The organism is Mammaliicoccus sp. N-M50 (assembly GCF_022386995.1).
Lineage (GTDB): Bacteria > Bacillota > Bacilli > Staphylococcales > Staphylococcaceae > Mammaliicoccus > Mammaliicoccus sciuri_A.
On sequence record NZ_JAJNJA010000001.1, the window covers coordinates 514,406 to 530,418 of the forward strand.

The window sequence follows — 16,013 nt, forward strand, 5'->3', positions numbered from 1 at the left end:
GTTCCGCTTTTATTTATTGTGGTAGATGGAATGTGCTAACTTCCATTATTCTGAATTCTGGTAATTAGAATCCGCTAACTTCCATTATTCTGAATTCTGGTAATTAGAATCCGCTAACTTCCATTATTCTGAATTCTGGTAATTAGGATGCGCTAACTTCCATTATTCTGAATTGTGGTAGTTAGAACGCTGTAACTTCCATTATTCCGAATTGTGGTAATTAGAATCCGCTAACTTCCATTATTCTGAATTGTGGTAATTAGGACTCGCTAACTTCCATTATTCTGAATTGTGGTAATTAGGCGGGCCATTCTTACGGACATTTCTCGGAATTCTGTCCCTAACAACGCATCTTAGAGACACTTCTCTGAATTCTGTCCCTAACAATATAAAAAAACACCACCCCATTATGCTGATCATAATGGGATGGTGTTTCGAATACTAATATTATACGTTTGTAATACTCATTTTTGGACCAAATGGTTCGAAGTGAACATCTGCTTGGCCAATATTTAATTTTTCTAGCTCATCAAATATTGTATCCATAAATGTGATACCACCACATAAATAGATGTCGACGTCTTCATTAATCCAATTGCTTAATTCATTGCTTGTTAAATATCCGTCTTTTTCTTTTAAATGATAAGTAACTTCTACATTTTCGTTCATTGCGTTTAATGCGTCTACTTCTTCTTTAAATGGTACGTCTTTTTCTGCTTCATTTACATGTACGAAATGAACATTTCTACCTTTATATGCTTCATCTTCTAACATAGCTAGCATTGGTGTAACACCTGCACCAGAAGATAATAGTAATAATTTTTTATCTTTATCTGATTCTACTTTGAAATCACCTGCTGGAGCTGAAAGTTCAATTGTATCTCCAACTGAATACTTATCATGTAAATCATGAGATACTAGACCTTTTTTCTCGCCTTCTCCTTCACGTTTTACAGCAAATCTTAATTTACCGTCATTTTTTACAGAGTAAATTGAGTAATGTCTTAATGCTAAATTATCATCGTTTGTTGGTTTAATACGTACAGTGATATATTGGCCTGCAACAAGTTCAGGAATTTTAATGTTATCTACTGGTTCAACTTCGAATGATTTCATTGAAGTACCTTGATCTTCAATATTTGTAATTTTAAATGATTTAAAGTCGTCCCAAGCTGCTGCTTCGTACATTGCTTTTTCCATTTGGATAAATACGCCTGCGATTTCACCATATGCTTCTTCCCAAGCATTCATAATATCATCTGTAGCTGCATCGCCTAGAACTTCTTTAATTGCTTTTAATAAGAATTCACCAACAATTGGATAATGTTCCTCTTTAACTTGTAATGCACGGTGTTTATGTGCAATTTGATTTACGTTAGGAACGATTGCTTCTAAATGATCGATATGTTTAGCTGCTGCTAAAACTGTTTGTGCTAAAGCTGTCTGTTGTTTACCTTGTTTTTGATTAGATTTATTAAATATGTTCAATAATTCTGGATGAGCTTCAAACATTCTTTGATAAAAGACTTTTGTAATTTCATTTCCGTATTGTTCTAATACTGGTACTGTTTGTTTTACGATTTCTTTAGTTTGTTCTGATAACATCAGAAGTCCCCCTCTAAAAGATATATTTTAAATACATGTTTAATTGTAAATAATTTCACAATGTTTTTCAATACAGTTTGCAAAAAGTTTACAAAGTTGTCACTCTTTTAAAAATACATATATTGATTGATTGTTTTTTAACCTTCATATTAAGTATAATTAATATATTATAAGGAGGTTGAACTTTATGAAGCTCACCCAATACACGGATTATTCTTTACGTGTCCTCATGTATTTAGCCCAACAAAATAAACAATCTCAAATAGAAGAGATTTCAAACTTTTATGGCATATCAAAAAATCATTTAACAAAAGTCGTACATCAACTTGTTAAGTTAGGATACTTAAAATCTATAAGAGGAAGAAATGGTGGCATAATCCTCAATCAGTCCCCCAGTGACATTAATATAGGTAAACTTGTTAGACAAACTGAAGATCATTTTGAATTAGTTGAATGCTTTAATATGGAAACAAACACTTGTCCAATAGCATTAAATTGTGGATTAAAAGGTGCACTCAATCATGCTTTAATGGAGTACTTACGTACGCTTGATCAATATTATTTAAGTGATATCATCCCTAAAAACACCCTAAAAGACACTGTTTACACTACTTAAGTTAGGAAATCGGTCTAAAGGTCGATGTAAATGTGAAAATATTACGATAATATATCATTTAGTAAGGAAATGAAAAACGAGACATGTTATTCTTTCCTTATAGCTTACAACAAAGGAGTACATAAAAAATGATGAATAAAATATTACAATCACTTACAGTACTTGGTGTTTCTGCTTCACTTGTTACACCTTCATTAACTGCGAGTGCTACTGGAAACAGCCTTCCACAAATTAAAGGTGTTGAGGGTGACGTTGTTGAAAAAGGTGCTGACTACGATTCATTAAAAGGCATAAAAGCATATGATAAAGAAGATGGAGACTTAACAGATAAGATTAAAGTAACTGGTGACGTTGATACTTCTAAATTAGGTAAATACAAAGTACAATATAAAGTCACAGATTCTGATGGCGCATATAGAACAAAATGGCATTATGTATATGTTGTCAAAGAAGGTTCATTAAATGGTTCTAAAGATAACGATACTAAAGATAAGAATAAAGACGAATCTAAAGCCGAAGTAGCATCTAACAAAAAGACATCTACTAAAGATTTAGATGAAAATATGCCAATTATAACAGTGCCAACTAAAGATTTAGTTTATCAAGGTGACCACTTCGATCCGATGAAAGGTGTTAAAGCATCTGACAAAAAAGACGGAGACATCACTGATAAAGTAACTGTTAAAGGTGATATTGACACATCTAAAACTGGTTTACAATATATCACTTATCACGTAAAAGACTCTGATGGCTACTACTACACATACAAAAGAGGCGTTTACGTAAACGATGCAGATTTAGCACCTAATCCTGAATTATCAGGAATTAAAGACGTTACCATTAAAAAAGGTCAAGACTTTGACTTATTAAAAGGTATAACAGCTAAAGATAAATCAGGAAAAGATTTAACATCTGACATTGTTACAAGTGGTGAAGTAGACACTAGCAAACCAGGTAAATACAAAGTTGGTTACGCAGTATCAGATGCTGACGGTCATATTTCAGCTGAAGGTAGAACAATTACAGTAAAATAATCATATATAAACGAGCCAAATGACTTCATTCATTTGGTTTGTTTTTTTATATTTATCAAAAGTGTAATTTTTAATTTTATGTTTCATTTAAGTACTTATTAAAGAACATTAAAAATATTTTAAACTATTCTTAATAAGCTGAAAACTCAATGTTTTTAACAATTTAAAGATGTTTTTTCGTTTTTTTAAATATTTTTAAAATGTACACAAAAATTTAACAATTAGGAAAAAACGCGTCATATCAAAGTTAATTAAATACATTTTTATATTATAACGCTTACACCCTATTTTATAGCCTTGTAAATATGTTTAAATCCTTTAAAATTAAGGTCTAGCCATATATATAGGTATATAGAAAATTGGGAGGTAAAAAACGTGGCAAAGTTAAAGTCAATACTTCTCATGTCAACATTAGGTATTTTACTTAGTGGTTGTTCAAATTTAGAAGTATTAAACCCCAAAGGCCCTATGGCTGAAGATCAACATTTCTTAATTATCTTTTCAATTATAATGATGGTCTTTATTGTTATAGTGGTCTCCGTTTTGTTTTTAATATTTATTATTAAATATAGAAAAACAAAAAACGAAACATCTGGTACGATGCATCACAACGTCGTTTTAGAGGCTGTATGGTTTATTATTCCAATAATCATACTTGTGGTATTAGCTGTACCAACAATTAAATCATTGTATTTCTATGAAGAAGCACCAAAGTCAGAAGAAGACCCAGTTGTTATTTATGCAACAAGTGCAGGCTTTAAGTGGTTCTTTAGTTATCCAGATGAAAAAGTAGAAACTGTCAATCATGTAACAATTCCAGAAGGTCGACCAGTTCTATTTAAATTACAATCTATGGATACAATGACAAGTTTCTGGGTACCTCAATTAGGTGGACAGAAGTACGCGATGACTAGCATGACAATGGATTGGACATTGCAAGCAAACGAAACAGGTACATTTAAAGGTAGAAACTCTAACTTTAATGGTGAAGGGTTCTCTAGACAAACATTTAATGTTAACGCTGTAAGCAATGAAGATTATGATAAATGGGTTTCTAAATCTCAAAAACGTAAAACAATTGATCAAGATACATTCGATCATCAACTTTTACCTACAACTAAGAATGAAGAACTTACTTTTAGTGGAACACACTTAGCATATGTAGATCCTGCTGCGGATCCTGAATACATTTTCCATGCTTATAAACGTTTCCGCTATGAACCAAAAGATCCAAACTTCTATGATGAAAGTGAAGGCGTAACAGAAAAACCAGTATTACCTGCACGTAAAGTGACTGTTACTAACCCTAACTATGACCGTCATGGAATGAAACCTATGATTCTTAAAAATAACGAAAAATATGACAGTGACTTCAAAAAAGAAGAAAAACATCATATGGACGAAATGGAAAAAATGCAAGAAGATGCAAAATCTGATGATGAAAAATCTTCAGATAAGAACCATGGAGGTGACAAGTAATGAATTTTCCATGGAATGAATTTATCGTTCAAAGTGACTGGATGATAACAATGGCACAAGTTTTACTTGTATTAACAGGTATATGTGTTGTTGGTGGACTAACATATTATAAAAAATGGAAATGGCTTTATACAGAATGGTTAACTTCAGTTGACCATAAAAAAATTGGTGTAATGTATATTATATCTGCAATCATTATGTTCTTCCGTGGCGGTGTAGATGCACTTCTTATCCGTTTACAATTAATGACACCAGATAACACATTACTTGAATCTCAGCACTATAATGAAATCTTTACAACACATGGTGTAATCATGATTATCTTCATGGCAATGCCGTTCTTAATTGGTTTAATGAACGTTGTTGTACCATTACAATTAGGTGCTCGAGATGTTGCATTCCCTATGTTAAATAACTTAAGTTTCTGGTTATTTGCTGCCGGAATGGGATTATTTAATATTTCATTCGTAATTGGTGGTTCGCCAGCTGCTGGTTGGACAAACTATGCGCCACTTGCAACTGACTTCAGTCCAGGTACAGGTATTAACTATTATTTAATTGCAATTCAAATCGCTGGTATTGGTACGTTAATGACAGGTATTAACTTCTTTGTTACGATCTTAAAATTACGTACTAAATCAATGAAATTTATGCAAATCCCAATGTTCTCAATGACAACATTAATTACATCATTATTAATTATCTTAGCCTTCCCTATTTTAACTGTCGCACTTGCTTTAATGACATTCGACCGTTTAATGGGAACAAGCTTCTTTGAAGTTGCTAATGGTGGTATGCCAATGTTATGGGCTAACTTCTTCTGGGTATGGGGTCACCCTGAAGTATATATTCTAGTATTACCGGCATTCGGTATATACTCAGAAATCATCCCTACTTTTGCTAGAAAAAGATTATTCGGACATCAAAGTATGGTCTGGGCAACTGGTGGTATTGCGTTCTTAAGCTTTATCGTTTGGGTTCACCATTTCTTCACTATGGGTAGTGGTGCATTAGTTAACTCATTCTTCTCAATAACTACTATGTTAATTGCCGTACCAACAGGTGTTAAAATATTCAACTGGCTATTAACGTTATATAAAGGTCGAATTACATTTGAATCACCTATGTTATTCGCATTAGCCTTTATTCCAAACTTCACATTAGGTGGGGTTACAGGTGTTATGCTTGCTATGGCAGCAGCGGACTATCAATATCACAATACTTATTTCTTAGTGGCACACTTCCACTACGTTATTATCGCTGGTGTTGTATTCGCATGTTTTGCAGGTTTAATATTCTGGTATCCAAAAATGTTTGGTCACAAATTAAATGAAAAGATTAATCAATGGTTATTCTGGACATTTACTTTAGGATTCAACTTATGTTTCTTACCACAATTCCTATTAGGTTTAGATGGAATGCCACGTCGTTTATATAAATACACTCAAGCAGATGGATGGTTCTCATTAAACTTCATCTCTACAATTGGTGCATTCTTGATGGGTATTGGTTTCTTAGCTCTAGTATGGAACGTCGTATACAGCTTTGGTAAAGCGAAACGTGAAGCAACTGGTGACAACTGGAATGGTTTAGGTAGAACATTAGAATGGGCTACTCCTTCAGCTATGCCACCACACTACAACTTCGCTATTACACCAAAATGGTATGATACTGAAACATTTGTAGAAATGAAACAAAATGGTAAACACTATTTAGACGATAGAGATTATAAAGATATTCATATGCCAAATAATACACATATCGGATTCTGGATGGCAGTATGTTTCTTATTCGGTGGATTCTTCCTAGTATTCGAAACATATATACCAGCAATTATCTTTGGTGTTGGCGTATTAGCATGTATGGTTTGGAGAAGTTTCGAAAAAGACTACGGCTACCATATTCATGCTGAAGAATTAGAAGAAAATGAAGCAAAATTACGCGAATTACGTAAACAAGAATTACAGGAAAAGGAGGACAATAAAGATGAGTAATGAACACCACAATACAATTGATACTGTTAATGAAACAGGACAATTAAATAAACTCGGATTTTGGGTCTTTCTTACTGCTGAGGTTGCGTTATTCGGTACATTATTTGCAACATTCTTAGTATTACAGAAAAGTGGTTCATACGGTGGTTTCACTACACCAGAATTATTTGAATTACCATTAGTTATGATCATGACATTCTTATTACTTGTAAGTAGTTACACTTGTGGTATCGGTGTTTACTACATGCGTAAAGAAAATGTCAAAATGATGATGGTATGGATGATTATCACACTTATCTTAGGTGCAGGATTCGTAGGATTTGAAATTTACGAATTTACTCACTATGTTCATGAAGGTGTTACACCTCAATTAGGATCATTCTGGTCTGCATTCTTTATACTTTTAGGTACACATGGTCTCCATGTTACTTTAGGTATATTCTGGATTTCAGGTGTACTAATCCAAATCCTTACACGTGGATTAAATGAACACAATGCACCAAAAGTATTTATCGGAAGTTTATACTGGCATTTCCTTGATGTTGTATGGATCTTTATCTTTACATTAGTTTATCTTGTAGGGATGGTGAGTGGGTCATGAATAAAACAGTCGTTACACATACAGTCGGTTTAATATTCTCAATTGTATTAACATTAGTAGCTGTTTATGTCATGTTATACACTGGCATGTCACTACAAGTAAGAACATCAATCATTATTGGATTTGCTTTCTTACAAGCATTAGTTCAATTACTAATGTTCATGCATTTAACAGAAGGACCAGATGGACGCGCAACTGCATTCAAAGTACTCTTCGCAGTAATTATTACTTTATTAGTAATAATCGGTACTTATTGGGTTATGGTTGGCGGACACAGCGCCCATATGTAAAACCTATATATTTAAAGCTGTTAATAAAGTCAGAGACTTTATTAACAGCTTTTTTATTTTGTATAGAATTAATTAATGGCATGGAGTGTGCGTTGGGTGGTTGGGGATTTGGGTTGGGGATTTGGGTTGGGGATTTGGGTTGGGTGTTGGGGTTGGTTGGTTTGGGATTTTGGATTGTATTGAGGTTGCTATGTTGCTAGTTTAGTCAGTCTTGCAACATAGAGAGGTGCTATGTTGCTTGTTTGGTCAGTCTTGCAATATTCGAGGGCTCTATGTTGCTTGTTTGGTCAGTCTTGCAATATTCGAGGCTTCTATGTTGCTAGTTGTGGTTGTCTTGCAACATACGGGGGTGCTATGTTACTAGTTTGACTTGTCTTGCAACATAGAGAGGTGCTATGTTGCTTGTTTGGGTTGTCTTGCAATATTCGGAGGCTCTATGTTGCTAGTCATGCCCCACTTGCAATATTCAGACCTCTTATTTATCTTGTTTGATCAGTCTTGATAAATACAGACCTTCTATTTATCTTGTTTAGTCAGTCTTGATAAATACATGCCTCCTATTTATCTTGTTTCACCTGTCTTGATAAATACGGACCTCCTATTTATCTTGTTTGATCAGTCTTGATAAATACAGACCTTCTATTTATCTTGTTTCACCTGTCTTGATAAATACAGACCCTCTATTTATCTTGTTTGATCAGTCTTGATAAATACAGACCCTCTATTTATCTTGTTTCGCCATTCTTGATAAATACGGACCTCCTATTTATCTTGTTTGATCAGTCTTGATAAATACGGACCCACTATTTATCATGTTTCGCCATTCTTGATAAATGGAATCCCCTAACTTAAATATTTAAGTTAGGGGGATTCTGATCAAATTGCACTTGTATTATTATATATGATATAGGCTTCGGTTTATCTTACAATTAATAGTCACTCAAATTTACAATTGGTTTCCCTTGTATATCAAATGAATCGGTTATCATTTAATTACCTCCCTTAATCATTTATAGTACTTAACCAACTCTTTATTTCTTTCCCTACTGTTACAGGGTTATCTATATAAATATCGTGGCCACTGTTAGGGATTGTTTTACAGGAAATATGTGAAGGTATATTTTTAATTTTCATGTCTAAGATGAATTGGTCCTGTTCTTGTGGTAATAAGACCATTATATTTCTGTCTATTAATTGATTGAAGGTAGGTAAGTTGATTTGTCTTCTTATTTTCAATAATTTTAGAATAGAAAGTTCATTAATATTAAGTTCATAAACATGTTTATTTAAATTGAAAGTCATCCTTGCAGTTGATGCTTCTAATAAATTTTGATTCCATGTTTTATATGCGTCTTTTTCTGTCTCTATAAATTCGTCCAAGTTCTTGAATTGAAAATTTTCTAAATGATTTTTAGTATCTTTTATTTCAACTTCACTGCTGTATTCTAGGTCTTCAAGATTAAATAATCCACCATCTAATAATATAATATTTTTAATTTGTGGAACCTTGATACTTATATAAGATAATAAATCTGCTCCTAAAGAATGTCCCATTATAGACAGTTCTTCATTACCATAAATTTTTATCTCTGTTTTAAACCACTCCACTAATTCATTTAAATCATTAACAATAACATCTAAATTCAAACCATGACCTGGCAGATCAATTTGAACTAAATTCAGATTATCCAATTGGTTATTTAAATCTTCCAAAAATAATCTATGACTGCCTAAACCAGAAAGAAATAATATTTGTTCTTCCATATAAGCTCCTTCATTAAAGATAAATGTAGTTTTTTACTTACTTACCTCTACCAAATCTACAAAATCAGATTTTCAAAGTTACGACTGACTTGGGATACTTTTTCTTGGTTTCCGACTTCTCTATAATATAGGATTGCTTTTTGATACATTTCGATTGCTTTTTTTCTGTTTTTTTGTGATACGTATATTTCAGCAAATTTGTTAAACCCGTCTCCCATTATTTCAAAATCATATCTTACAACATTTGCTTCTAGATCTCTTAGTAACATCATTGCTTCTCGTTCATTACCTACTTCAATAAAATTGCTAACGCGTTCTATACTCTTTTTAATATACATCTTACAATTACTCCTTCTACCGTTACTATCTTAATTATATAATTGTAATCCCAATATTTACAAAACACAAGTTAGTTAATATTAACGGTAACGACTTCAAACAACATAAAAAGGTCTACGATGCCGAGGCATGGTAGACCTTTTGTCATTTTGTATGAACTTGAGTTATTGGATGTTCTATTGGTACAAATTGATTATAGACTTCGAGTAATTTTGATTTTTCATTATTCCAATTATAGATTTCTTTGGCTTGTTTAGTGTTTTCACTTAATTGATTTCTTAAGCTTGTATCTTTTACAAGTTGATTCACAGCATTTGCTATTTCTGTAGCGTTATGAGAATCCACAACTAAACCTGTATTGGTTTCTTCAACTACTTTCTTAATTTCTGGGAAGTCACAGCTGATAACTGGTACGTGAGCCATCATATATTCAAACAATTTATTTGAACTTGCTGAATAGTGATTGAAGCAAATGTTCTGCAACACTTGGAATCCAAGATATGCTTCACGCGTATATGATGGTAATTCTTGAAATGGTACTTTATCTAAGAAATGAATTCTATCAGTTTGTTTGGAAGCTTCGGCTTGTTCTTTTAAAGATTGCGTTAACTTCCCTCCGCCGATAAATAGTAAATGACCTTCTTCAATTTCATCCATTGCTTCAATTAATAATTCAAGCCCTCTTCCTTGTTGGAGTCCGCCTTGATAAAGTAAAATTTTCTCATCTTCATTGATGCCTATTTTCTTATGTAAATTGATTTGTGGCTTTTCTTCAATGTTGTATTTCTCTGAGTAGTTATACAATGTTTTAGGATAGAATCCATAAATATCTTCATTGTATTTTGCTCTTGTATGATTTTCTACAATCATTTGATCTACAAATTTTAACATAAATGACTCAATACGCTTAATTGTTTTTGGATTATAGCCCGTTCTGTCTGATTGAACTTCATGGCTATCATAAATTAATGGTTTTGGTTTTAAGCGCAATTTAGAACATACGATAGCTTGAGGCAATGTGTTTAAATCATTTGCATGATAAATATCAGCATTTTGTATATAACCTTTTAAAATCATTCTCGTAATAATCGCACCATTTATAAACCATTTTCTTATTTTTTTAAACTTTATCATACCTGCTGCAACTACGAGTGATAACAGATAAGCTGCCATTAATGTAAAGCTAATGTAGAAAAGACTTGGTATAATAACAACTTGGACTCCAGCTACAACTAATAAGAATTTCTTGCCATTATCTTGATAAGCTTGCAATAACCATGGATATCTCTTCACTCTATGAACTTTAAATGTATTAGATATTTCTTCATAAGCTGAAATAGCAGGATTTTTCGGATCATTTATCGCAATTAAATTTACATCATATCCATTATCCGCTAAAGTTGTACACTCTCTATTGACTCTTGCATCATTCGTAAAATGATTCCATACAAACATTGTGACCTTTTTCATTTGATAACCTCATTCCATGCAATTTATAGTATCCCTACTTGGAATAGTAGTATATATATCCATGCCACACTCATGATCCCAATCATGGCTAATAAACTTGTTGGTCTTTTTTCTTTTTGTATGACTGAATCATCAACTTCTTTATTACGTTGTTGTTGGATTTTTATACGTTTATATTCTAATTGTTCTTGTTTCGATTTCTTTTTTACTTTCTGAATAAGATTAACGTACCTCGTTACGATATCATTGACTTCACCATATGCAACCATCTCACCGTAATGTATCCAAATCGCTTTTTTACACATTTTTTTGATTTGTCCTGCTGAATGAGATACAAAAAATATTGTTTTTCCTTGTTCTTGTAAATCATGCATTTTATCTATACATTTATTCGAAAAAGTTTCATCGCCTACTGACAATGCTTCATCGACAATAAGTATATCTGGATCTGTATGAATCGCAATTGCAAAGCCTAATCTTGATTTCATACCACTAGAATATGATTTTAAAGGTTGATAAATAAATTCATCAAGTTCACTAAACTGTACAATATCATCAAATTTTTCATTTATTTCTCGTTGCGACATACCGTGCATTAAACATTTATAATGAATATTTTCTTCACCTGTAAATTCAGGATTTAACCCTGCGCCAATCGCAATTAGCGACGGCTTACCATTTGTATAAACTGTACCAGACGAAGGTTCAACAACACCGCCTAGAATATTAGATAAAGTTGATTTACCTGAACCATTTAGTCCAATTATACCTACAGATGTCCCTTCTTCTACTTCAAATGAAATATCATGTAAAGCATAATAAGGTTTAGATTTATAACTTAATCCAAAAGTAAATAAAGATAGCAGCTTATCTTTTCTGTTTACATTTAAGTCGTAAACTTTCGAGACATTTTCACATTTTATTTTATAAGTATTTGTCATCTCTATCACCTTTTCTTAAAAATGTCATAAGCTTTTCAATATTATCTTCCCAAATGAGGTGTTCATCACGATATTCACGTGCATTCTTAGCTTTAATAGATAAAGCTTGTTCATCATATTTTAATGATTCAATTTCGTTAACGATTGTATCTATTGAAGCTTGTCTTCTTGCAAATCCTAGATTATATTTTTGAATAATGGCTTCAGTTGGACCACTAATATTAGATATAGGAGGTGTTCCGACACCAATAGCGTCTACAATTTTTCCAGGCATCACATTCATAAACACATCTGAAGATTCTAAAATGGAAAGTGAAATATGATGTTTAGATATTTCAGTTAAACAAGCTGTACGATCCATTGGCTTTTTCACTTGAATATATTTACAATCTCTCACAGCTTTTCTAAACTTGTCAGCTTGAACACCATAAACAATCGCTGTAACATTGATTTGTTTATCATTTAAAGCTAAGCATATTGAAATAAGTTTATCTACATCTTGGGCATATCCAATATTTCCTGTATAAATAACACTAAAATCATTATATTTTTCTTCAGTAATCAGTTCATTTCTTGAAATGCCGTTTGGTAAATAAAATATAGGCACTTTTCGCTGTAATCGTTTCTGAATATGTGACCTAAATGCTTCATTATTAATGACAATTTTATCAGCAGAATTATACATTTTTTTCTCTAAATATTTTAATAGTGGCATAAATAAACTTATGTTAATATGCTTTAATCCATTTACACTGTCTGGCCATAAATCTCTAATTTCTAATACATATGTCGGATGTTTCGCACTTTTAAAAAATAACGTCGCCCATGCTAGAAATATATTTGGACTAGAAACATACACAATATCGTAATCGTCATTATGCATTTTCAAGAAGACTCTTAATCTAACGTATTGTTCTATATAATAGACTAACCTCATGATAAAATTACTATTTTGCTTATTACCATGCATTTTCATTCGAATAATTTTCTTCTTTTCTAATTTATTTAAAGATGCATCTGTAAAATAAGATTGGTCTTCAAATAAACTTTGGTTAGGATATGTTGGCTCAGTTGTTAACATTGTCGGATCTGAACCACTTGAACGAAAAGCTTTGAACATCATTTTCATTCGATTTGCAGCAGACCCAAGTTCTGGATAAAAATTTTGTGAAATCATTAATAATTTCTTTGTCATATTATGAACACCCTATAAGTAGTCTAGTAATTTCCGTTTAAACCTTGAATGAACCAATGAACCTATTAATAATAATATAATTGTTAAAAGCCAAAAATATAAATGATCATGCCATTGTCCGTACACAGAAACGTTATCATGCACAAACGCCGTACGATAAACACCTACTAAATATGCAAATGGGTTTAAGCTTGCTAATCTTTGTAAAATACCATGTGCTTCTTCCATCGCCCAAAATATAGGTGTCATAAAGAATAGCATTCTTATAACATTTTGTAATAAATTTTTAGTATCGCGAATAACAATAATTAATGTACTCATAATTAATGAAATACCAAAAATAATTGCATAAGATGCGACTAAAAAGTATATAAACCAAAAGTAATGCCACCAAGGTACATATCCATTAATGACAGATACGACAAATAAAATGGCTGATGTGATCATTAAATTAATCATATTATTCGTTAAAGCTATAGAAATAAATATTGAAGATGGGAATTTCATTTTTGATAAGAGTCCAATATTGCCTTGAATAGCAGATGCACCTGTATTGATCCCTTGTGATATAAATAACCAAGGAAACAAACCTGAAATAAGATGTACTAAAAATGGTACGCCTACTACTTGAGCACTCGCATCTCCTCTTAACCCTAAACCAAACACAAGATAATATACAGCAACTTGTAAGATGGGTTGTAGTATATTCCAAAATACACCAAGATAATGATTGGCATATTGACTTTTCATATTATAAATTGCAAGTTTAAAAATTTTAGGTAAATTATTAAATTGTTCTTTTAAGATATCAATAACTATCTTCATATATAACGACCTACTTGATTTTTATTTTTCAATAAGTTCAAATTGTGAAGCGCTAACCCAAGATTCTTTTTCAAAACTCTTACTTGCGTAGACAGATATTGTAATAGATGATTGTGGTTTTATTGTCAATTCTAAATTGTTTTTACTCAAATCTACTAAGTCGATTGACTCACTTTCTATATCAAAGTACACCGTATCTCTGCCTTTTTTATTTTGATAAAATGTTCTTAATTCAAGTGTAATCGTGTTATCCTGCGTATTCGTTAACATCATTTTCTTTTGATTGTCATAACTAAATTTAGGTGTTAATGCACGAAATAACTTTTTTTCATTTTGTATCACTTGATAGAAATCTTCAGTTTGAATCATAATATTCGCCAAACTTTCTACTTGCTCATTTGTGTCTTCTTCTAATTGAATTATTCTATCCTCTAATGTGTTCACGTCATTGATTTGAAAATAATTTAAAATTGGCCAATGATGTTTAATCATCAATTTATGTAACATTTGGTTTTGCTTATCTTCCTGATTAATACTCATAAATTCGAATAAGATATGCCTCGTATTGATTAAGCTAAACACATCTAAATAATCATCACTTTCTTGAACAATACAGCTATGCCAACCGTTCATTCTAGATTCGTAATACAACGTTTCATAAGGATGATAACCTAATTCAATCGTCTTATAGAGATTATTTCTTTTAACAAATTCTAGTAAATAATCGTGAGATAATTGATCCACTGGAAAATCTTTAGCCCATTTTTTGATTGCATTTTCATACGGTAAAAATGAGTCTGCTCTTTGTATCCGCTTCGGAATAATACTTTTAGCAAGTTCAAAGATAGTAGATTTTAAATGTATACAATGATTAAACGACCTATTCTCATGATAATAATTGATTAAATGAATACTATGATTTGTTTCATATAACTGATATCTATCAATCAAATTTGAATTGACTGCTAGTTGATCCATATTAAATAACGTATGCTTTAAATTTAAATTGTATGCTAACTTTTGAGAAATATATTCATCTATACGATAAATATGAGCAGCTTGTTTATGTTCTAATTCATCAATATTTTTTGTATAAGTAAAGAAATTCACATCATTGATATGTTCTTTAATATAAGATAAGGATACTTTAGAATCATGACCAGCTGTGATAGAACAAATCACTTTTTGATCAAATCGAAATAAATAATCAACCGCTGCTTCAATTTCATCATTAACAATATCATATACTTCTTCTGCTGATTTCTTAACACATGGGTTGATTGGATAAATTCTTTTAATTGTATGGTCAGTTATATTAAATCTTGTATTGGCATTGAATTTATAAACATCTTTATATTTGCTATAGTCTAAAAATCCATATGACTTATGTGCGATTCTTTCACAAGTCTTATCAAAACATAATTTTACGAGTTGATTTACTAATTCTGAATGACTAGCGTACAAATCATGAGATGCATGATAATACAATGATAAAAATGACGTTGCATCATTATATAGTAGCAAACATCCATTATACTCTATCAACATAACATACCTGCCATTATAAAAACTCATCTCTTCAAGAAAAGCATAAGAATCAATTTCGTGAGACAATAATTGGGAGCATATTTCAGGATATTTTAAATCGACATTTTTCGTATGCACAAAATGACCTAATATGACTACTTTGATGTCATTCTTTGTATACTCATATGAACTTAAATCATTTGAAAAATAAATCGTAAAGTCAGTGAATTGAATATGTTGACGATAGTTTTGATCTTCAATTGAAATTTGTCGAGGAACAATCATATATGCTTTGTTAAATCTTATGAACGTATTATCCATCATACACACCCC

13 protein-coding genes and 2 pseudogenes are annotated in these 16,013 nt (G+C 31.6%); 7 read left to right on the forward strand and 8 right to left on the reverse strand.

What is annotated here, in order from left to right:
- Positions 1–447 precede the first annotated feature (447 nt).
- Positions 448–1,605 carry a globin domain-containing protein gene (locus LQ622_RS02590; RefSeq protein WP_126476990.1) on the reverse strand — a complete coding sequence of 386 codons (1,158 nt, stop codon included), beginning with the start codon at positions 1,603–1,605 and terminating at the stop codon, positions 448–450.
- Between the two features lie 187 nt (positions 1,606–1,792).
- Here LQ622_RS02590 and LQ622_RS02595 point away from each other — a divergent pair, with 187 nt between their 5' ends.
- The 7 genes and pseudogenes from LQ622_RS02595 (at position 1,793) to qoxD (ending at position 7,619) form a co-directional block, all read left to right on the forward strand.
- Positions 1,793–2,221 (forward strand): RrF2 family transcriptional regulator, encoded by a 429-nt coding sequence (locus tag LQ622_RS02595; RefSeq protein ID WP_037587372.1) that lies wholly within the window; start codon positions 1,793–1,795, stop codon positions 2,219–2,221.
- A 131-nt stretch (positions 2,222–2,352) separates the two neighbouring features.
- Positions 2,353–2,664 (forward strand): annotated as a pseudogene (locus LQ622_RS02600) (immunoglobulin-like domain-containing protein); the annotation flags it as partial.
- A 165-nt stretch (positions 2,665–2,829) separates the two neighbouring features.
- A pseudogene (locus tag LQ622_RS02605) lies at positions 2,830–3,255 on the forward strand (immunoglobulin-like domain-containing protein); the annotation flags it as partial.
- A gap of 375 nt (positions 3,256–3,630) precedes the next feature.
- Complete coding sequence (qoxA, locus tag LQ622_RS02610; RefSeq protein ID WP_159315184.1) at positions 3,631–4,734, forward strand: cytochrome aa3 quinol oxidase subunit II; 1,104 nt, start codon at positions 3,631–3,633, stop codon at positions 4,732–4,734.
- A complete protein-coding gene (gene qoxB, locus LQ622_RS02615) occupies positions 4,734–6,728 on the forward strand; it encodes a cytochrome aa3 quinol oxidase subunit I (protein ID WP_239774676.1) in 1,995 nt (664 codons plus the stop codon). Before qoxA ends, qoxB begins: the two co-directional genes overlap by 1 nt.
- Positions 6,721–7,329, forward strand: coding sequence for a cytochrome aa3 quinol oxidase subunit III (gene qoxC / locus LQ622_RS02620; protein ID WP_103361567.1), 609 nt, complete (start codon positions 6,721–6,723; stop codon positions 7,327–7,329). The genes qoxB and qoxC overlap by 8 nt, the downstream gene beginning before the upstream one ends.
- Positions 7,326–7,619, forward strand: coding sequence for a cytochrome aa3 quinol oxidase subunit IV (qoxD, locus tag LQ622_RS02625; protein WP_025905215.1), 294 nt, complete (start codon positions 7,326–7,328; stop codon positions 7,617–7,619). The genes qoxC and qoxD overlap by 4 nt, the downstream gene beginning before the upstream one ends.
- Before the next feature lie 1,002 nt (positions 7,620–8,621).
- Here the strand turns inward: qoxD and LQ622_RS02630 are convergent.
- The 7 genes from LQ622_RS02630 to LQ622_RS02660 form a co-directional block, all read right to left on the reverse strand.
- On the reverse strand, positions 8,622–9,383 hold the full coding sequence (locus LQ622_RS02630) for an alpha/beta fold hydrolase (protein WP_204252836.1): 762 nt from the start codon (positions 9,381–9,383) through the stop codon (positions 8,622–8,624).
- 56 nt (positions 9,384–9,439) lie between these two features.
- Entirely contained in the window at positions 9,440–9,721 is a 282-nt protein-coding gene (locus LQ622_RS02635; RefSeq protein ID WP_103361564.1) for a hypothetical protein, read from the reverse strand.
- 145 nt (positions 9,722–9,866) lie between these two features.
- Entirely contained in the window at positions 9,867–11,192 is a 1,326-nt protein-coding gene (locus LQ622_RS02640) for a glycosyltransferase (RefSeq protein ID WP_239774677.1), read from the reverse strand.
- Between the two features lie 23 nt (positions 11,193–11,215).
- Positions 11,216–12,058, reverse strand: coding sequence for an ABC transporter ATP-binding protein (locus LQ622_RS02645; RefSeq protein ID WP_414797449.1), 843 nt, complete (start codon positions 12,056–12,058; stop codon positions 11,216–11,218).
- A 58-nt stretch (positions 12,059–12,116) separates the two neighbouring features.
- The gene (locus LQ622_RS02650; protein WP_037588950.1) at positions 12,117–13,328 is read right to left on the reverse strand and encodes a glycosyltransferase family 4 protein; all 1,212 of its coding nucleotides are present in this window, start codon (positions 13,326–13,328) and stop codon (positions 12,117–12,119) included.
- A 12-nt stretch (positions 13,329–13,340) separates the two neighbouring features.
- Complete coding sequence (locus LQ622_RS02655; RefSeq protein ID WP_037588949.1) at positions 13,341–14,153, reverse strand: ABC transporter permease; 813 nt, start codon at positions 14,151–14,153, stop codon at positions 13,341–13,343.
- Positions 14,154–14,174: 21 nt separating this feature from the next.
- Positions 14,175–16,001, reverse strand: coding sequence for a hypothetical protein (locus tag LQ622_RS02660; protein WP_239774678.1), 1,827 nt, complete (start codon positions 15,999–16,001; stop codon positions 14,175–14,177).
- Positions 16,002–16,013: the final 12 nt, after the last annotated feature.